This is a genomic window from Chryseobacterium glaciei (genome assembly GCF_001648155.1).
Lineage (GTDB): Bacteria > Bacteroidota > Bacteroidia > Flavobacteriales > Weeksellaceae > Chryseobacterium > Chryseobacterium glaciei.
Genome location: NZ_CP015199.1, coordinates 957,192 through 976,246, shown reverse-complemented (window position 1 = coordinate 976,246; position 19,055 = coordinate 957,192). Strand labels below are relative to the sequence as shown.

Below are 19,055 nucleotides of genomic sequence, written 5' to 3'. Positions count from 1 at the left end.
TAAAATAGTATTATGAAAAAATATATAAGCAGTCTTTTAGTTTTAGTTTCGGGGTTTGCATTTTCCCAAACTATTCTAAACGCTTCTTCTCCTGAGGAGTTTAGACAGATGAGAGCTGAGAATAAACAAAAAGTTGGAGATACTATCGTTGACAAAACAGTAAAGCCTTTGGAATATGGTTTTGTAGATGATAAAGATATCTTGAAAAGTATGTTTGTTTGGGAGATTATTGATATGAACGATAAGATCAACCAGCCGTACTATTATGATAATCCAGATGGATTGTTGGCTACTCAAACAAGATCTTTATATCAATTGTTACTTGATGCAGCTATTACTGGAAAAATTCAGGAGGTATATGACGACGAGAACTTTGTAACTAAACTTTCTCCTGAAGGAATTCAGAAGAGATTAGAAAGTGTAAGAGTCTCTGATGCAGCTATTGACATTCTTAACTCAGGAAGACAACTTACTGAGCAAGAGAAGAAAGAATATACAGATATCTTTAAAACAACTACAGATAAGGTTAAGGTTCTTAAAATTATGGGTATGTGGTTTATCGATAAAAGAGATGGTCAAATGAAATACAGACCTCTTGGTATCGCAGCAATGGGTCCAGATCCTGCTGTACAAGGTAGAACAGGACCAGACGGACAGCCTTTGGTTGGTGCTGACGAGCTTATCGATTTGTTCTGGGTTTATTATCCTAGTGCAAGAGATGTTTTAGCAAATAACTTTGTTTATAACAGAAAGAATTCATCTGCTGACCTATCTTTTGATGATTTATTGAATGCAAGAAGATTTTCTTCTGTAATCTACAAGTCTTCAAGCGGTTTAGGAGATGGAGTTATTAAAGATTATATTCCTAGAAATGCTGAAGAGCAGATAGAAGAAAGCGACAGAATTAAGGAGCAAATTCTTCAAATGGAAAATGATATGTGGAATTACTAAATTTCACTTGATATTTATAGAAAACCTGAGTACTTTTACTCAGGTTTTTTTATTATGGAAAATGTAGATTATATAATTGTAGGAGATGGATATGCGGCATTGTTTTTCGCTCATCAATTGATAAAGAATAATAAGTCATTTGTACTGTATTCGGAAGGAAAAAAGAGTGCTTCTCAGGTTTCTGCAGGGATCATTAATCCTGTAGTACTAAAGAAATTTACAACCTTTTGGAAAGCTCAGGAACAGATAGATTTTCTTAAACATTCTCTTAAAGAAATTGAAACTTACACAGGCAAAAATTATTTGATTGAGGCTCCTATCCACAGGATTTTTCATGATGAAAATGAACAGAATCTTTGGCTTAAAAAATCAGGGAATGAAGATTTAATTAATTTTTTAGATAAAGATTTTAAGCATTTAGATGTAGTAAAAAACTCTTTTAATACAGGAGAGGTTAATCAGTCTGCAAGGCTTGATGTAAACAATTTTTTTGGTGATTTCTTCACTTATTTTGAAAATAATTCTCACTTAATAAAAGAGAAATTTGATTACAGTAAATTAAATACTTCCGAAAATACCTACAAGAATATCAGCTTTAAAAATATCCTTTTCTGTGAAGGAATGGGAGTGAAGGATAATCCTTATTTTTCTGATATTGCTGTTATTCCCAATAAAGGACATCATATCAAAGTAAAACTTTCTACCCCGATTCCTGAAAATATTACAATCAAAAAGAAACATTTTTTGTTTCCCACTTATAACGGGTTATATTTTTATGGTGGGACTTACGACAGAGAACAATTACATCATCATATAGACGATTCTGCAGTTGAGCAATTGGTTAAAGGATTATCGGAATTTTATCCTTACGATTTTGAAGTTGAGGAAGTAAATTTCGGTTTTAGGCCTACTGTGAAGGATCGAAGACCAATTATCGGTCGCCACTATCAAAATAAAAACTTATACGTTTTTAACGGCCTTGGAGCGCGCGGAATTTTGAACGGTTGTTACTTTTCAAAGAGTTTGTATGAGTTTATTGAAAACGATATTCCTTTGGATGAAGAAGTATCTTTGGATAGATTTAAAGAGACAAATTAAATTATTTATCTCTTTTAAAAATAGTTGAAATTTTACAATTCCATGATCCATTTATTGAAATCGGTATCCGAAGAAAAATTCAGTTTTTTTCTCAGCCTGTACCTTCTTGTTTCAACAGTTCGGATGGATAAATTTTCGTAATGAGAGATCTCTTTGTTTGAAAGGTTTAACCTCAGCAATGCACAGAATTTTAGTTCATTGGAGGTAAGGGTAGGATATTGAGAAATGAGATTCTCATAAAACTCGGGATAAACTTCTTTGAAGCGTGTCAGGAAAAAAGGGTCAGCATTTTTTGCAAGCTCCTTCATCTCATTAAAAATAATCGGATTAGCTCTTTTCTTTAGTTTAATAGTTTCCTGCTGAGTTTCATCGATGATCTTATCTTTTTGTCTTTGGTTTTTAAGATTTTTTTTACGGATAAAATAAAATGTAAGGATAGAAGCTAAAACTGCAAAAATAATAACAATATAAAGCTGAAATTTTTCATCTTTTTTCTGCTCATCTTTTTCTTCTGCAATGTTTTTAATAGGAATATTGATTGCTTTTCTCTCTCTTCTACTAATACTATCTGTTAGAAAAGCATACTTCTTATAGTATTCATCAGAGCTTTTTATATCATTGAGTGTTTTATAAATTCTATAAATCTTATCATAGGTAATTCTTCTTTCACTTAAACTTTTTGTTTTTTCAAATATGGGTTTAGCCTGTAAATAATACTCTAGTGCTTTCTTATATTCCTTTTTCTCGGTATATAATCTTCCATAATTATAAAAAAATAAACCTTTTTCATATAAAGAGAATTTTTTATTCAAAGTATATCCTTTTTGTAGATAGTATTCCGCAGAGTCCAAATGCTTCTTTTCATCTAAAAATCTTTCAGCGATGGACGCATACAGGAACGGAGTTGGGGATAATGCAAGGCATTTTCGCTCCATTAGCTTTATAGAATCCGGAATCTTTAGTTCTTTAAAATTAAGATTTTTCCAAGAATAACAAAGATATAGACGTCTTTTCCTTTTATCTTTATCTAAAATTTGTTCCCCGTATTTGATTGCCTTATTGAAATATTCATTTGATAATTCATGCATTCCCAAATAACAGTAATTTCTTCCATAGCCACCATAAAATCTTGATTTGAGTTCAGGATTTTCTATTTCTTCTATATCCTTTTCTATTTTTTCAAGGTAAAGTAAACTTTCTTTATGTTCAGTGTTTATCACTAGGTAATTGGAAATATTAATGGAGGCTAAAACAATTCCTTCTTTATTATTTTCTTTCTGAAATTGTGCAAGAGCCTTTTTATTAATATCAATAATATCCTTCATTTTCCCGGACTTTCTATACTCTTCAGTAATTCTATCTAACTCATCTAAAGTGTAAGCTTGAGATTTATGAAGTGAAAATATAAGTATAAATAAGATATAGATTAATTTTTTTAATTGTAATGGGAACATACATGTGGTTTAATAACAAATATAATGTTTTCGAAAAGAAAATTACGTTTATGTTTTAAATGAAACATTCTATTGTAATATCTATCAATAAATATTCTAAAAAGATCAATTAAACCGTAAAAAAAATTGTTGACCTTATTTTCTTTTATACTTCATTCTTACTTAAGTTAGGTTTTAATTATTTGATTTTAAATAAATTACAGTTATGTCGTAAAAATGACGTAAAGAAATCTCATATTTTCAATTCTACATTTGCACCCTCTTTCGAGAGAAGATTTCGGAAAAATAAGACTAGTCATTTTTTGAAGTACGATTCTAAACACACAAGGAAAAATTTTGAATGTATTATTAATTTTTAAAACAAATAAAGAATGAAAAAAATATCGACTGCATTGATGATATGTATTAGCATATTCCTCTTTAGTCAAGTGGGTATTGGCACTGCTAATCCTACTCCCGGCTCTATGCTGGATGTATTTTCTACAAATAAGGGATTTCTACCACCAAGGTTAACAACTGCTCAAAGAGATGGTATAAATCCTAAGCCAGGAGGATTAACAATATATAATGCAGATATAAACTGTCTGCAATACTGGAACACTACAGCATGGGTAGGAAATTGTAGTGGAGGCACCGTAGATCCCGGAGCCGGTACTATTACCAATTGTACTACAGGAGCTTTGAGTGGTACTTATCAACAAGGAGTATCAATGACCTCTGCAAATACAGTAGTAATTACCGTAAATGTAACAACCATTGGAGCATGGACAGCAAATAGTAATACTGTAAACGGAGTACAGTTTACCGGAAGCGGAGATTTTACTTCTCCAGGTTCTCAGAATATTACATTAAGAGCTAATGGAGTACCGGTATCAAACGGAACTTTTCCATTTTCCTTTACTGTAGGAAGCTCGACTGCCTGTGTAAGAAATATTACTTTCTCTGCAAGCCAGGGAGGAGGAACTATTAGCTGTAATAATGCGGTACTGAGTGGTACCTATAAGCAGGGAACAGCAATGACATCTGCTAATAAGATTGAACTAAACGTAACCCCTGCTTCTACAGGACCTTGGTCAGCATCAAGTAACTCTGTGAATGGTATTAAATTTGAAGGAAGTGGAGATTTCCAGAGTATAGCCACTCAGAAGATTACTTTATATGCAAGTGGGACTCCTCAAGGAGCGGGGGATCATAATTTCATATTTACATTGGGAAGTTCTACCTGTAATAGAAATATTAATTTTGCGAGCAATCAAGGGACGATAATAGGGTTAGATTGCAGTCAAGCTGTTCAAAATAATGTTGCAACAGCTAACAGTTCATATTCTGACAATATGTTTATCAAGTATACTGGAGGAAATGGTGGGCCATATGCTCAACAGTTCTTTAATTCTAAAGGGATCTTAGGTTTAACAGCTGAAATATCTGCAGGAAATTTTGTAAATGGTAGCGGTGACATTCAAGTAAAAATTGGCGGAACACCAACTTCTACAGGTAGAGCTTATTTTGAGATTAATCTGGATGGTAAAAGTTGTTATTTATACGTATTTGTTGTTGCACCACCAGATCTTGGTAATGCTTGTTATGGTTTTGCTCTTCCGCATACCGGAAGTGGAGGACAGGCTTCAGGTCCTATTAGTACGAATAAATTTGTTACAGCTACCTTTAACCATACGAATGTTGGACAGGCAACTGGAGTATATACTTTTTGCGGAACAAGTAACGATACATCAAAAAGTTTTGCTCTTGCAGTTGCTCAATATAGTTATTCTACTATGACGGTTAAATTTGATAAGCCGGTTGTTAATCTTAAAGTAAAATCAGTAGTCTTAAATTCCGGAGAAGATTATACTATTACATTAAAAAGAAATAATAAAATTATTAGTAGCTCAGATATTATAGTTTCTCTTGGGCAAACAACTTGTAACGGTAGTTTTACAATTTCTAAAAATGGTAATTCAATTTATGTGAAGAGATCTGGTTCCGGAGTTGGTAATATTGTATATAATTTAGGAGGAGTATGGTTTGATGAAATGACTCTTGAAGCTACTAATCATAATAGTGGTAATGGATTTAATCTCGATTTCTGTATAGGAGATGCATTGTAAAAAAACAACATAACACCTTACTAAAATGCCAGAGAAGAATGATGACTTCTCGGAAATTATAAAATATCCTTTAACTAAAGCAGGGAATTCCCTTATTATATCCCTGCTTTTTTAGAAGTTCAAAAATATTTTATAAACTTAATTCAATTCATACAAGGAAAAAATTGAATGTACTTTAAAATTAAAAAAATTAAGAATGAAAAAAATATTAATCACAGCGATGATAAGTATTGGGGCATTAGTCTTCGGGCAGGTGGGTGTAGGTACTCCAAACCCTAGCCCCAGTGCTATGCTCGAGGTGTTTTCCATAGATAAGGGATTTCTGCCTCCCAGACTTACAATAGCGCAGAGAGATGGTATCAATCCTAAACCAGCAGGATCGTGGATCTATAACACGGATGATAACTGCATGGAATATTGGAACGGTACTTCCTGGATAGGAAATGATTGTACAGTGATTCCCGTAGTGCCACCTCCCGATCTTTCACTTTCCCCAACAGGATTTCGAATTCCTTACACGGTAAGTAATGGTACTGCAACTGGTACTGTGGATGGATTACTTGTTACTGCGAAATTTAGAAATTATGGTGATGTTGAAAAACCCTCAGGGTCTGTTACCAATTGTGGAGTTACTGCTTCAAACTTCAGATTTTCTGGATCTCATACTATAATTGATTTTAATAGAGAAGTCACTAACTTCAAAGTACTTCAAGCAGGTTCAAATTCAGGTAACAAGTTTTCATTTGTATTGACGAAAGGTGGTGTAAAAGTATCACCGGTAATTTCTGTAGCTCCTAATGGTGGCTGTAATAATAATTTTACAATTGATGATGCTACAACAAATATTACTGTGAGTACTAGTATTGGTACATCAGGAATAGTTTATAATTTTGGAGGAGTTTGGTTTGATTCTATTGCCATTACAGATTCAGGTATTGGTACTCAATTATCACAATTCACTATTTCCATAGGAAATGCTCAATAAATTCTATAAGAGAAAGCGTAGTTAAAGCTTCTCTTAAATTAAAAAACAATTTTAATTATATTTTGATTTAGTTAAAGGCAGGGATCCCCGTACATTACTCATATTCCATTGCCCTGTCTTTTTCTAGATCTTTTTAAAAGAAAATAAAAAAACAAATGATGAGAAAAGTAGTGTTGAGTTTTCAGACTTAGTGTTTATCCCGAAAGCAGAGAAACTTCCCATTTCCCTGCTTTCGTTTTTTGATGAAAAAAATACCCTAAACTATACACGTAGTTTCTAGTGTTTTTCTTTAAAGGAAGGGATAATGTTCCCCAATATCCCTGATCTTTTTAGGGTTTGTGTTTACCGAAGATTTACTTTAAATCTTCGGTTTTTTGTTTGATGATCAAAGCTCTTTAAGTAAAAAACGTCAATTTTCAAGTTAAAAACCTGAACTGAGATATTAAAAGGCTGGTTGTCAAAGTAAAAAAGTCAACTGAGAACCTTAAAATATCTCGGGAGATATAAAAAAGCCTCAAAAATACATTCAAAATGAATTATCAGAGTATTTGGAAATGTAGAAAGTATAATTGAATAAAAAAGCCGAAGATCTAATATCAATCTTCGGCTTTGTAGTAAAAATATAATTAAAAATTGAGTCTGTGGTTTTCATTATCATATTTTGAGAAATGACAGAGGAGAGCAGGTAATGCTTAAACATCCTCTGTCAACAAAAAACACAAAAATGAAAATTTTTATTAATTGTTATAATAAGCAAACATTTTTTTCCATTTAGTGATGGTATTTCTGCTCATTTTCAGGTCTCTTGCCAACTCTGAATTACTCAGGTTGTTTTTCTTCTGAAGTTTCAAAATTTCCAATACAGCTTCCTTGTCATAAGATCTATGAGACTGATTGAATATTTGGGTTTCTCTATCCTCAATCCCGAATATTTTTTCATTAAGATTAAGAATGTCCAAACTTGATAATTCTTTCTTATTCAATATGTTTTGGCATTCTTTTTCCTTTTCAGGATATTTCATTTGTATCATATCATTGAAGATCCTTTTATAATCCGGAGAGTTTAAAATTTTGTTTTCCATAAGTTTACTATTTTCCGTCATTACTAATTGTTTTATACTTGGCGATCCACTTATACAGGGTAGTTTTTGGTATCTTATATTCTTTGATAACCTGAGTCTTCGTTTTCTTTTTAGTTTCAATAAGCTCAATTATAAAATCAATTATTTCTTTGGTGTAAATATTTTTTCTAAACTGAGGTAAGCTTGTTTTCTCTACTTTTGAATGACCGGACCGAGTTGATGACTGCGGTGAATAGAGAATTAAATGTTGAGAATATATTCTAAAAAAATCATATTCAAGCAACTTACTCCATTTTAATAAATGAGCAGAATCTAAAGAATTGCTCTTGTACATTTCATCAATCAGCAGCTCATCGCAGTTGAAAAAATTACAGATTCTAGAAATATTAATATTATACTCTGTAACTCTTTTTTTGATTAATGATCCTATATGTATTTCTTTTAAATTGTGCATAATGCAGATAATTAGTAAAAGTATTTTGAGAATTGTAGAATAATATTCTCAAGAATACTTGATGGGTTGATAGCTAAAAGCTTCAGCAAATTTATGGCAGATTAATGGAAAATCTATTACTACAATTATACTTCAAATATATAAATTGTTGATAGCTAAATCATTGTGTATTATTGATGGTTAAAATACAGTAGATTTTTCACTATCTAATCATGAAGTTTTTATCTTATTTTATTTAAATTTTCAATAATAGCATTTACTCTGTAATTTCGTCCAAACACATTATTCTAGAATTTGTGTGACTTATAATTTAGTTATAACTAATAACGAGTATATTTTTATTGCAGTTTTTGAAACATATAAAAAATCGCCCTAAAAATAGGACGATTTAATAATTTTTTTCGCAGATGTGTTTAATTTCAAATGTGTTTTAATAAAAGGATGCAGATACGTCAATTTCAAATCGGGATGACTTTTTAATATCAATATATCTGCAAACCTTTCTAATTTACTTACTTCGAAAAAAAACTTCACAAAGACTAAATTTGTAAGCAAATTTTAATAAATCGGATTATATAATATCTTAATAAAATAAGAGCATTTTTCTTGAAAATCAAGAAGATTAAAAAAAGGTAGTAAGCTTACTTGTAGTTCACTTACTACCCAACCCTTATTATAAATAAACTAGTAGTTTTTTCTTAAAAAAAGAGGAAGCAAACATTCATATAAAATGGGATGAATCTTTATATTAAATATTTGCATTCCTACTTCCACTTCACTCTAATTAAGTTGTAAATTATTAATAAAGTAAAATTTAAATAACCTTATTATGTCTTTCTATTAATTTTTTAAACTTTATAAAATAGTGAGTGCTTTATTTGGGTTACACTCACTATTTAAATCCTTATTTAAGCTAAGGATCAAAATTTGTGTTTTTGAAATACTAACTTGAATGTGGTACAAATGTATAGTCAATTTTTGAATAATATAATACTGCAAATTTACTTGATGTATTTAATTGTTTAATTATCAATTGTTTGTGTTTTGTTGGGTAGTAGTTTTGACGTAGTGTTAAAAATTGGTTTTGAGGAGTTATTACGTAAAAAGTCACAAAAAAACCTTCAAAATATTTCATTTAAAGGTTTTGAAAATTATTTTTTAATTAAGAAATTATAGTTCCATCATCCATTTATTAAGATCAACATCAGACGGAAGGTCTAGTTTTTTTCTCAATCGGTATTTTCTAGATTCAATAGTGCGGATTGAAATGTTTTTATACTGTGCAATTGTTTTTGTAGATAGATTAAGCCTTAAAAAAGCTGAAAATTTTATGTCATTTGCCGAAAGATTAGGATATTTTGTTGTCAAAGTTTCATAAAACTCAGGATAAACTTCCTTGAAACGGGTCAGGAAAAAAGGATCATTGGTCATGGCGAGTTTAGATAATTCTTCAAAAGCTTCGTTGAGTTTGCTTTTTAATTCATCTGTTTCGTGCATGGTTTCGATAATTATTTCCTCGGCCTGTTTCTGCTTTTTGATATATTTTCTGGTAAGGGCGATAACGACAATAATTGCTGCTGCTACAACTCCGGATATTAAGATGAAGTATTTTAATCTTTCGTTTTTTTCCTTCTCATTTTCTTCGTGAATGATCTTGTCTACCGGTATTTTCAAAGCTTCTCTTTCAGATCTGGTAATGCTGTCGTTGATGTTGGAATACTGTTGAAGATATTCGTTCTTTTTCTCCATATCATTAAGAGAATCATAGGTTATAGAAATCAGTTTATAGGCATTTTTAATATCACTTTTTCTCGAAACTTGTTTAGAAATAGCCAAAGATCTAAGATAATAATCCAAAGCTTTCTGATAGTCTTTTTTTGCGGTATACAATTTTCCAAAAGCAAGGAGAGTCATAGATTTTTGATAATGACTAAAATCACCACTCATTTTGCTGGCTTTGTTCAGGTAATATTCGGCAGAATCTGTCTTTTTATTCTGGATGAAATTTTCTGCCATATAAACATAAGTAAGAGGCTGAACCGTAAGTTTTAATCGTTTTTTTAGGGTAGAATTGATGGAATCAGTAGCACGGAGTTCTTCAAAATTGGCTATTTTCCAAGTATAGTAAAAATAGAGAAGTTTTTCTTTTTCCTTTTTATCAGAGATTTGTTTTGCGAAGTAAATTGAAGTGTCAAGACTGGTATTAGATTGATCTAAAAGCCCAAGAGAAGCGTAATTTCGGGCATATTCTCCATACATTCTTGCGCATAATGTAGGATTTTTTATTTTTCTTAATTCTGTTTCTGCACTTTCCAGATATTTCAGACTTTCTTTATATCTGTGAAGATTCCAAAACAGGCCGCCGATATTAATATAAGCTGCTATTACGCCATCTTTATTGTTTTGCTTTTCGTAGTTTTTTATGGCATTAATATTAAGCTCTATACTTTTCTTAATGTTACCTTCTGTCCGGTATTTTTCAGAGAGGCTGTCGAGATCTTTTATAGAATATATTTGTGCGTCATAGTTTTCTATAAATAATAAGATGAGAACATAGAATGTTTTTTTTAAGAGGGATTTTAAAAACATGACTTGTGGTTTTGTAATGCAAAAGTAGTTTTTATAGTATATTATTGTGTGATTTACAGATATAATTTATTATTATTTATTTATTCTTAATATAAATTGAATTGTTTTTATCTGATTTTGAGACTTCTTTTTTAATCTTAAATAAAAAAAGGAATGCGAATCACTTAAAATTGAAAATCAAGATTGAGTGTCCGCATTCCGGTACAAACTTTATTTTTAAAAAAACTTATGAGACAATTTTAGTCATCTTTCAAAAAAAATAGAATGCAGGTGCTAAAACTTAATTATAGATTATGAATCAGATCCCTGCAATTTCTATTTCCACTTTACTTATTACTATGAAGATGTTTTTTTCTAATTTAAAATAGGGCGCAAATAAGCAATGTAAAAGGGGATGAGTTTTTGCATCGGCAAGTACTTGCGCTTCCTATTTCCACTTAATAATTATATATGTTGTATGATTGGTTAAAATTTTAAAAAAGAGCATTCACATTCAATAAGGGCTACTAAGGCAAAAAATAGAAGGTTGATTTTTCTAAAGACCTTTCGATCGGTGGAAAACACTAATAAAACACAAATAAAAATCAATACATTCTATATCTTGTCTTTATGGCATATACTAAATTGTGTTTTTTTAAGGATTTTTTTTATTATTGCTACGCCTTAAAAGAATGCGAATGCCTGTTTGAAAAATGTTTCTTCCACTTAGTAACCGTATTTCGGCTGAGCTTGAAATGGTTGGCTAGTTGGGTGTTGTTTAAATTGTTTTTACTTTGATAATCAAGGATTTCCAGAATTGTATTCTCGTCATAAGAACGATGCATCTGGTTAAAAATGAGGGTTTCCTTATCCTTGATTCCGAAAATAATATTGTTGAGTTTAATCACATCAAGCATGGATAGATCTGTTTTTTTTAATATCGTTTTGCATTGATCTTCTTTGTGAGGATGCTTTCTTGCTATAATATCATTATAGATTCTTTTGTAGTTTGGGGTTGCTTTTTCCATCTGTGTGTTGTTTTTTAATAAAATTAGGAGGTATTTTTATTTTTTTTCTCCAATTCGTGGTTTCTGTATTTTACGGTCCATCTGTGAAGGGTTGTTTTTGGGATTCCGTATTGATCAATTATTTCATTCATATTTTTTTCTCCGGATTGTATCAATTCTACCAGAAAATCAATAACTTCCTTGGTATAAATGTTTTTCCTAAACTGGGGCAGCGCGCTTGTTTTTTCTCTATCTGCGCTGTATGCGTTGCTTGGAGGAGAAAAAAGAATAAGATGCTGTGAGTATATTCTAAAAAAATCATATTCTAATAACTTGCTCCATTTCAGTATAGTATCTGCTTCTAGGCTTTTAGACTCATACATTTCTTCAATCTCTTCTTCTGTACAACTGAAAAAATTACATACTCTGGGAATTTCTATTTCGGATTCAGTAACTCTTTGTCTAATTAGATTCCCTACATCAATATTTTTAAAAGACTTCATAACATTTTATTTAGAGTTAAAAAACTGTTTTTGTTCTTGTGAAACTTTTAACAAATTTATGTGGCGTGTCATTAAAGTGGTGAAAAAGAGGTGTTAATTGGTGTTAATCATGAGGTTTTTATCCACCACAAAGTGTTAATTTTATTTTTATAACGTTTTTATTATTAATAAGTTAAATTTTTCAGTTATTAATTATTTATATGGATTAGAACTTTTACCAAATGATGCAGAATTATTGCAAACTATTTATATTTTTTAGTTTTTCCATTAATATTTTAATAAATTATTGAAATAGTATGGGTATTTTATCTAAATATTTAATGGTGAGAATTATCATTTAAAACAGTTTTTTTTACTATGTAAAATTCCTTTGATTGTATTTTATAATTTAATTTCAATTATTTTAAAACTAATTTTCTTATTTAATAAGATTAGAAGAATTAAGTGATTTTCGCTGACTTTTTTTTTCTAATTTAGAGTATGTATAGGATCGTAATATTTACTCTAATTTCATTTTTATTTCTCTATTCATGTCATTCTCAGAATGATAATGAGTATTTTTATAAACTTGATAAAGAATATACAGCAACTCATAACGATCGCGAAAAAATTTATGGTTTATACATTAAAGAAGACGAAAAATATAAAAAAACACAGGACATAAAATACCTCATTAGTAGTAAGTATATTGAAATGTTTCTTTACCCAGATAACAGATCGAAAAAAATATCTTTGATCTACGAATTGTTAAGAATTAATAATGATGAGTACGATTACATAACGACCGCCTGTAATTTTTATTTAGCGCTTGAATTTGAAGAAGCATCTCCAAAATTATGTTTACAATTTTTAAATGCCGCCATAAAAATCGAAGAAAAGTCTGAAAAAAAGACCTTTTTATCCCATTTATATCACATGAAGGGAAGATGGTATTTTAGTCACAATAATTATTATCAGGCTAAACTGTATTTCGGAAAAGCGTTGAACAGTTTCAGTAGAAATGATACCTTATATATTGCCTCAATGTATAATAATTTTGCTTTGTGCGATCACAGAATGGGACAAATAGACTCTAGCATTAAGTTATCTTTATATGGTATTAAAATACTTCAAAGCAAAAAATCATTAACGGAAGATGAGTTATATTTTATTAATATAATGAAAGGGAATTTAGGTTCATTTTATTTTATGAAAAAAGATTATACCAATGCTGTAAAATATTATAATGAGCAGATTGAATTTCAAATGGCAAAATCTAATAGGAATCCCTATATCATTATTAGAAATGCCGCAGAATTACTCCAATTATATAAAGATCTGAACAAGCCGTTGAATAGCAAAAAACTTATTGAAAGGGTGATAGCAACTCTGCCTAAATTAGAAAGTACAAAGGATGGAATAATGGCTTGTACATTACTGCAGAACTACTTCGCTGAGAATAATGATTTTAGAAATCTTAAGCTATACTCCAAGAAGTTGGAGATGTTTAATAATTTGTTTTCTAAAGAAACAGTTAGAGATTTAGACACTGTTTCAGATATATTGAACGGTTATATTATCAAAAATATTAATCAGGAATATGACTACAAAATTGCAGATCAAAGAAAAAGAAGTGCTTTAATGATCATCTTATCAGTCATTGTAATTATATTTTTCATCAGAGCTATTTTTAGAATAAGAAAGAGAAATAAGGAAGAAAGACGTATACTCGAAAGTCAAAATACCCTATTAGAAAACGATAAAGAAGATCTTGAAAAAGATATCGAACTTCATAAAGGAAAAATTAAAAACCTGCATCTCAACCTTAATTTAAAAATAGAAACTGAAAAAGCATTTTTAGAAAATTTGAAAAAAATAAAAAAATCTAAAAATATTAATGCGGAGGAAACCGTAAAGGATTTGTTTTTCAAGATCAATAATCTCCTTCAGATTGATCAGAAAAATCATGAATTTGTAGGCGAAAGTTCTGATGAGGCCAAACAATTCATGCAAAAAATATCTGAAAGATTTCCTTTTCTGACTGAGCATGAATTAAAGCTTTGTGTTTATTTCAGATTAAATTTATCCTCCAAAGAAGTTTCTCTCTTAGAAAATATTACACCGGGAAGTGTAAGAGTATATAAAACTAAGATAAAATATAAAATAGGATTAAATAAAGAAACAGATTTAAATGTTTTCCTGAATTCAATAAAATAATATCTGATGTAATTGAAAAAAAACTTTCGCGGACTTCGCTGAGTGAAACGCCCTTGCGAACTTAAAAACAGTTAGTAGTCCAAAAAACCTTTGCTTTCTTTGCTTTTAAAAAAATGTTAAGCGTGAATATTCGCAAATAATATATTTAAAATTTATGAATATTACGAAAATCATTATCTTCAAGCTAGAAATAAAGCAATGAACGAAAATGTTTTAGGTATTGTTGCAGGCGTGCTTACTTCCGCTTCCATGATTCCTCAGTTGATAAAAGTGTTGAAAGAAAAAAACGTGAAAGACCTTTCATTGGTTATGTTGTTGGTTCTTATTACGGGAGTTTCTTTGTGGGTTTGGTACGGTATTATGAAGGACGAACTGCCAATTATTTTATCTAATGCTTTTTCAGTTCTCGTTAATTTAAGCCTTCTTATCTGTTACTTTATTTATAGAAAATCGTAAGATTTAATGCTTTACAAATCAAGTATCCATCTTTGCAGATCTGTGTCGGCAGGAAGTTCCAGCTTCTTTTTAAGTCTGTATTTCTTTGTCTCTACAGCGCGTAAGGTGATATTTTCGTATTGGGCAATTTCTTTACTTGAAAGGTCGAGTTTAAGATAAGCACAGAATTTTACATCATGATTGGTAATATTCGGATGCTGAATTATTAAGTTTTCATAGAATTCTGAATACACTTCTTTAAAACGCGTCAGAAAAAAAGGATCATTGGTTTTCGCCAACTTAGTAACCTCATCAAAGGAAACATTGATCTTCTTTTTAAGCTTGTCTGTTTCAATAGATTTTTCTTCAATAAGTTCGTCTTTATGCTTCTCTTTTTTGAGATAGAATTTTCTTATAAAATATCCTAAAATGAAGAAAACAGCTACAATAATAATGATATACAAATAGAGTTTATTCTTTTCCTGCTCTTTTTCCTGAAGAGATTTTTCTACTGCAACACCAAGCGCTTTTTTTTCATCACTTACGATTTTATCGCTTAGAAAAGAATATTTAGAGTAATATTCTAGGGCTTTTTCTTTATCATTAAGGAACTTATAGGTTCTTGAAATAGCTTTGTAAACCTCTCGTATATCTGCATTGCTCTTCATTTTTTGTGAAACGGCAAGAGATTGAAGATAATAATCCAGTGCTTTTTCATATTCCTTCTTTTCAGTATACAGATTCCCGAATGTTATTAATGCCATTGCTTTCTGACGAATCGGATATTTTCCTGTTGAAGCTAGCGGAAGAGCTTTATTGAGGTAAAATTCAGCAGAATCCAGATGTATTTTTCTCGAAACATATTGATCTGCAATTTTTACAAATATTAAAGGTTCTGATGATATTTTTAGACACTTTCTCTGCATCATATGCATAGAATCAAGCTCATTCAGATTATCAAAATTATCCCATTTCCAGGCGTAATTGTAATATAAATAATAATCTCTCTGCTTTTGGGAAGGGATTTTCCAGGCGTAGCTGATGGCTTTATCGAAAATTTTGTTAGACTGCTTCTGTAATTTCAGCAGTGCATAATTTCTTCCGTATTCACTATACAATCTGGATTTTATGATAGGATCTCTTGTATTTTTTATTTCCTTCTCAGCCTTATCTAAGTATTCTAAGCTCTCTTTATGTCTGTTGAGTGTGCAGAGAAGGTTTCCAATATTGATGTATGTACTTGCTTTACCTTCTATATTTTTATCATTTTCATAATGTTTAAGCGCTTCTATATTAAACTTCATTGCACCTTCCAGATCGCCTTTATTTTTGTATTGACGGGTAATGGTGTCAAGTTCAGCTAAAGTATGGTTTTGTGACATATACTGTGTTGCCAGTAATATGGTGAAAAGATAAAGTGCTTTTAATATAAAATTAGTAGAGAAGTTCATGAAAAATTATATTAAACAAAAGTAAAGATTAAAAAAAATACTTCATATAAAATTCATAAAAAGTTTCAAATTTTCAAAATTGATAAGATAACTCTACTAAAGATATGTTTTTTCATCTACTTCAATCTTACTGCGTTTGTTTTGTAATGTTTTGATTTTTAGTATTTTAAAATAGAGTAGTCAAATTGTAGTAGTAATTTTAGCTGTTGTTGGTGATAGATTTGCAGTAGAAAATTTATCGAAAACAAATCAGAAATACGACTGGTCACTTTTTTTGATTACGATTCTAAAAACACACATAAACAAAATTAAAACAGAAAGAAATGAGTAAGCATGTTATTTTATTTGCAATATTATATTCAGGTTTTGCTTTCGGACAAGTAGGTATAAATACTGCTGATCCAAAAGCGACACTGGATATTACCGCTAAAGATTCAGTGGGAATATCAACAGCTCCTGAAGGATTACTTGTACCAAGAGTTGACAGAGAAAGAGCTCAGTCTATGACCGGAGTAGAATCTTCTACTATGATTTATGTAAATAATATTTTGACAGGAGGCCAAACAGGCACTGCTGCAAATATTGACACAACAGGATATTATTATTTCAATGGAACTCTTTGGGCAAAAGTTGACCTAAATACCAATATTTATAATGCAAATGGATCTCTTGTGGAAAACCGTATTGTAGATCAGGGAGACAAAACATTAGCGTTTACAGGAACTGCAGCAAATGCTTTTTCTGTAGACGGAACTACTTTTTCTGTAAATGCAGCGAATAACAGAGTCGGAATTGGAACAACTACTCCTGCTCAATCATTAGATATCGAAGGAACGGCAAGGCTGAGTCAAAATGTTACAGAGAACAACTCTTCACAACTGAATAATGCAAGACCTCTTTATGTAAGTACAACATCGGGACAGGTAACAACTTCTCCAAGAGGTTTTACTACTGTAGCCGGGGGATATAAAGCAGGACAGAATTATACCATTGCTACTTTGCCAAATACCAATACGATTGTAAAAGTACGTTTCGTATGTTATGTAGATGATAGCACTGCAGCTGAAAACAACGAAGCTGAAGCTTATACGTACGGAGACTTTACAATTTTAGGAAGAGGGACTTCTAGTCGTATCGGCTTTATTGATCTTAATATAAAAGACAGTGAAGGCAACCCAAAAGTGTTGATTACTAATGATGGAACTACTTTAAGCTGGGGTAACAATTCTCAAGGGGTAACATCTCTGAGACTTAATCAGACCACAGGAGCGTTTACAATTGAGAACTCTACAGATAAAATGACTTACTTTTTTGAAACTCTGGGAGGGATATAAACATAAGATCATTTATTAGGATAATAAAAAATAATTTAAGTATTTCAGGCAAGACTTGGAAAAACATAATACTAACAAAATGAAAAATATAATTATAATCTGTCTTTTGTTTGTCGCCAATTCGGTCAGTTTTGCGCAGATAGGGGTAAATACGACAGATCCTAAGTCAACATTTGATATTAACGCAAAAAACATCACGGGAACTTCCGGAACAGCAGAAGGTATATTGATACCTAGGGTTGACAGGGGGAGAGCCCAGTCTATGACAGGAGTACAGGTTTCCACCATGATCTATGTGAATGATACTAGTACGGGAACACAAGCAGGAAGAGCCATTAATATAGATGAAGTAGGATATTATAAATTCGACGGTACCTCTTGGTTAAAGTTTGATACAGATAAAAGTATGTATGATATTGATGGAACTCTGTTGGAAAACCGTGTTGTAAATCAAGGTGCAAATACTTTAGCGTTTAATACAACGACAACAAATGGATTTTCTGTAGACGGAACAACTTTCTCTATAGATGCAATTAATAATAAAGTGGGAATTGGTACTTCAGCACCTGCTCATAATGTAGATATAGAAGGAACATTAAGATTGAGCCAATCTGTTACAGCTAACGTACCAGGATGGATATATAATGCAAGACCACTTCATGCAGATATTGATAACGGGCAGATGACAATACCTCCAAGAGGATTTACAAGTGTGATTGGCGGATACAGACCCGGAAGAAATTTTAATCTTATAGTATTACCGAATACTAATACGATAGCGCGTGTACGTTTTATGTGTTATGTGGATGCTAGTAATAATTCAAATAATGAAGTTACTCAATCCTATACTTATGGTGAGTTTACAATAATTGGAACTGGACCTTTAAATCCGATTAGATTTGTTGATGTTAATATTAAAGATGCTTATGGAAACTCTAAACCATTACTAACCAATACGGGGACAAATATATCTTGGGATAATTATTTGCAGGGCACAACTAATTTAAGACTTAATCAGACAACAGGAGTTTTTTCGATAGCTAATCAACAAGACGTAATGTCTTACTTCTTTGAAGTTCTTGGAGGAACTTAAAATTTAAGAGAAAATGTGTGGTATAATCTCTATGAATTTAATATTCTTTGAGGATTAGCATTATTACATTTTTTACGATACAAATTTTATTTTAACCAATCTTTCAGGATAATAACTCCACTATTACAGCGAAAAATTAATGAAATTGAAATATTAATTGATAAGAAAATTTCAATTAATATTTCACAAAAACGTGTCACAAAATAAAGCACACATTTAATATATAAACTGAAGATTTATAAAAACACAAATAATCTTTAGAAAACTCCAAAAAGCATACAATAAACGTTGAAGGAAATATTCAACATAGCTTAATGCAAATGGAGAAGAATGCTA

Annotated in this window: 15 protein-coding genes; 8 read left to right on the top strand and 7 right to left on the bottom strand. The window is 30.8% G+C overall.

What is annotated here, in order from left to right; translation table 11 throughout:
• Nucleotides 1–12 precede the first annotated feature (12 nt).
• Both porN and A0O34_RS04270 read left to right on the top strand, forming a co-directional pair.
• Complete coding sequence (gene porN, locus A0O34_RS04275) at nucleotides 13–951, top strand: type IX secretion system ring subunit PorN/GldN (RefSeq protein WP_066751647.1); 939 nt, start codon at nucleotides 13–15, stop codon at nucleotides 949–951.
• A gap of 54 nt (nucleotides 952–1,005) precedes the next feature.
• Nucleotides 1,006–2,049 carry an NAD(P)/FAD-dependent oxidoreductase gene (locus A0O34_RS04270; RefSeq protein ID WP_066751645.1) on the top strand — a complete coding sequence of 348 codons (1,044 nt, stop codon included), beginning with the start codon at nucleotides 1,006–1,008 and terminating at the stop codon, nucleotides 2,047–2,049.
• Between the two features lie 32 nt (nucleotides 2,050–2,081).
• Here the strand turns inward: A0O34_RS04270 and A0O34_RS04265 are convergent, their stop codons facing one another.
• Complete coding sequence (locus tag A0O34_RS04265; protein WP_066751643.1) at nucleotides 2,082–3,503, bottom strand: tetratricopeptide repeat protein; 1,422 nt, start codon at nucleotides 3,501–3,503, stop codon at nucleotides 2,082–2,084.
• A 371-nt stretch (nucleotides 3,504–3,874) separates the two neighbouring features.
• On the opposite strand from A0O34_RS04265, the gene A0O34_RS04260 reads away from it, so the two are divergent.
• Nucleotides 3,875–5,611: a hypothetical protein gene (locus tag A0O34_RS04260; RefSeq protein ID WP_157885945.1), complete on the top strand. Its 1,737-nt coding sequence runs from the start codon at nucleotides 3,875–3,877 to the stop codon at nucleotides 5,609–5,611.
• A gap of 220 nt (nucleotides 5,612–5,831) precedes the next feature.
• A complete protein-coding gene (locus A0O34_RS04255) occupies nucleotides 5,832–6,596 on the top strand; it encodes a hypothetical protein (RefSeq protein ID WP_157885944.1) in 765 nt (254 codons plus the stop codon).
• A gap of 737 nt (nucleotides 6,597–7,333) precedes the next feature.
• Here A0O34_RS04255 and A0O34_RS04250 read toward each other — a convergent pair.
• The 5 genes from A0O34_RS04250 to A0O34_RS04230 form a co-directional block, all read right to left on the bottom strand.
• Nucleotides 7,334–7,678 (bottom strand): transposase, encoded by a 345-nt coding sequence (locus A0O34_RS04250; RefSeq protein WP_066759493.1) that lies wholly within the window; start codon nucleotides 7,676–7,678, stop codon nucleotides 7,334–7,336.
• 7 nt (nucleotides 7,679–7,685) lie between these two features.
• Nucleotides 7,686–8,132, bottom strand: coding sequence for a transposase (locus A0O34_RS04245; protein WP_066751636.1), 447 nt, complete (start codon nucleotides 8,130–8,132; stop codon nucleotides 7,686–7,688).
• 1,170 nt (nucleotides 8,133–9,302) lie between these two features.
• A complete protein-coding gene (locus tag A0O34_RS04240; RefSeq protein ID WP_066751634.1) occupies nucleotides 9,303–10,721 on the bottom strand; it encodes a tetratricopeptide repeat protein in 1,419 nt (472 codons plus the stop codon).
• Between the two features lie 656 nt (nucleotides 10,722–11,377).
• Nucleotides 11,378–11,728, bottom strand: coding sequence for a transposase (locus A0O34_RS04235; RefSeq protein ID WP_066751632.1), 351 nt, complete (start codon nucleotides 11,726–11,728; stop codon nucleotides 11,378–11,380).
• A 23-nt stretch (nucleotides 11,729–11,751) separates the two neighbouring features.
• The gene (locus A0O34_RS04230) at nucleotides 11,752–12,210 is read right to left on the bottom strand and encodes a transposase (protein WP_066751629.1); all 459 of its coding nucleotides are present in this window, start codon (nucleotides 12,208–12,210) and stop codon (nucleotides 11,752–11,754) included.
• A 480-nt stretch (nucleotides 12,211–12,690) separates the two neighbouring features.
• Here A0O34_RS04230 and A0O34_RS04225 point away from each other — a divergent pair, with 480 nt between their 5' ends.
• On the top strand, nucleotides 12,691–14,406 hold the full coding sequence (locus tag A0O34_RS04225; RefSeq protein WP_066751628.1) for a helix-turn-helix transcriptional regulator: 1,716 nt from the start codon (nucleotides 12,691–12,693) through the stop codon (nucleotides 14,404–14,406).
• Nucleotides 14,407–14,604: 198 nt separating this feature from the next.
• A complete protein-coding gene (locus A0O34_RS04220) occupies nucleotides 14,605–14,862 on the top strand; it encodes a SemiSWEET transporter (protein ID WP_066751625.1) in 258 nt (85 codons plus the stop codon).
• A gap of 11 nt (nucleotides 14,863–14,873) precedes the next feature.
• On the opposite strand, the gene A0O34_RS04215 is transcribed toward A0O34_RS04220, so the two are convergent.
• Nucleotides 14,874–16,292 carry a tetratricopeptide repeat protein gene (locus A0O34_RS04215; protein WP_066751623.1) on the bottom strand — a complete coding sequence of 473 codons (1,419 nt, stop codon included), beginning with the start codon at nucleotides 16,290–16,292 and terminating at the stop codon, nucleotides 14,874–14,876.
• Nucleotides 16,293–16,615: 323 nt separating this feature from the next.
• On the opposite strand from A0O34_RS04215, the gene A0O34_RS04210 reads away from it, so the two are divergent.
• Together A0O34_RS04210 and A0O34_RS04205 are read left to right on the top strand one after the other, a co-directional pair.
• Entirely contained in the window at nucleotides 16,616–17,626 is a 1,011-nt protein-coding gene (locus tag A0O34_RS04210) for a hypothetical protein (protein ID WP_066751619.1), read from the top strand.
• Nucleotides 17,627–17,705: 79 nt separating this feature from the next.
• Nucleotides 17,706–18,719 carry a hypothetical protein gene (locus tag A0O34_RS04205; protein ID WP_066751616.1) on the top strand — a complete coding sequence of 338 codons (1,014 nt, stop codon included), beginning with the start codon at nucleotides 17,706–17,708 and terminating at the stop codon, nucleotides 18,717–18,719.
• Nucleotides 18,720–19,055 lie beyond the last annotated feature (336 nt).

What these genes read in the sequence shown, in the direction of transcription:
- A0O34_RS04230 (WP_066751629.1), bottom strand. Translation starts at nt 12,210, where the DNA reads ATGAAGTCTTTTAAAAATATTGATGTAGGGAATCTAATTAGACAAAGA.
- A0O34_RS04250 (WP_066759493.1), bottom strand. Translation starts at nt 7,678, where the DNA reads ATGGAAAACAAAATTTTAAACTCTCCGGATTATAAAAGGATCTTCAAT.
- A0O34_RS04255 (WP_157885944.1), top strand. Translation starts at nt 5,832, where the DNA reads ATGATAAGTATTGGGGCATTAGTCTTCGGGCAGGTGGGTGTAGGTACT.
- A0O34_RS04220 (WP_066751625.1), top strand. Translation starts at nt 14,605, where the DNA reads ATGAACGAAAATGTTTTAGGTATTGTTGCAGGCGTGCTTACTTCCGCT.
- A0O34_RS04210 (WP_066751619.1), top strand. Translation starts at nt 16,616, where the DNA reads ATGAGTAAGCATGTTATTTTATTTGCAATATTATATTCAGGTTTTGCT.
- A0O34_RS04240 (WP_066751634.1), bottom strand. Translation starts at nt 10,721, where the DNA reads ATGTTTTTAAAATCCCTCTTAAAAAAAACATTCTATGTTCTCATCTTA.
- A0O34_RS04245 (WP_066751636.1), bottom strand. Translation starts at nt 8,132, where the DNA reads ATGCACAATTTAAAAGAAATACATATAGGATCATTAATCAAAAAAAGA.
- A0O34_RS04270 (WP_066751645.1), top strand. Translation starts at nt 1,006, where the DNA reads ATGGAAAATGTAGATTATATAATTGTAGGAGATGGATATGCGGCATTG.
- A0O34_RS04235 (WP_066751632.1), bottom strand. Translation starts at nt 11,728, where the DNA reads ATGGAAAAAGCAACCCCAAACTACAAAAGAATCTATAATGATATTATA.
- A0O34_RS04205 (WP_066751616.1), top strand. Translation starts at nt 17,706, where the DNA reads ATGAAAAATATAATTATAATCTGTCTTTTGTTTGTCGCCAATTCGGTC.
- A0O34_RS04260 (WP_157885945.1), top strand. Translation starts at nt 3,875, where the DNA reads ATGAAAAAAATATCGACTGCATTGATGATATGTATTAGCATATTCCTC.
- A0O34_RS04265 (WP_066751643.1), bottom strand. Translation starts at nt 3,503, where the DNA reads ATGTTCCCATTACAATTAAAAAAATTAATCTATATCTTATTTATACTT.
- A0O34_RS04215 (WP_066751623.1), bottom strand. Translation starts at nt 16,292, where the DNA reads ATGAACTTCTCTACTAATTTTATATTAAAAGCACTTTATCTTTTCACC.
- porN (WP_066751647.1), top strand. Translation starts at nt 13, where the DNA reads ATGAAAAAATATATAAGCAGTCTTTTAGTTTTAGTTTCGGGGTTTGCA.
- A0O34_RS04225 (WP_066751628.1), top strand. Translation starts at nt 12,691, where the DNA reads ATGTATAGGATCGTAATATTTACTCTAATTTCATTTTTATTTCTCTAT.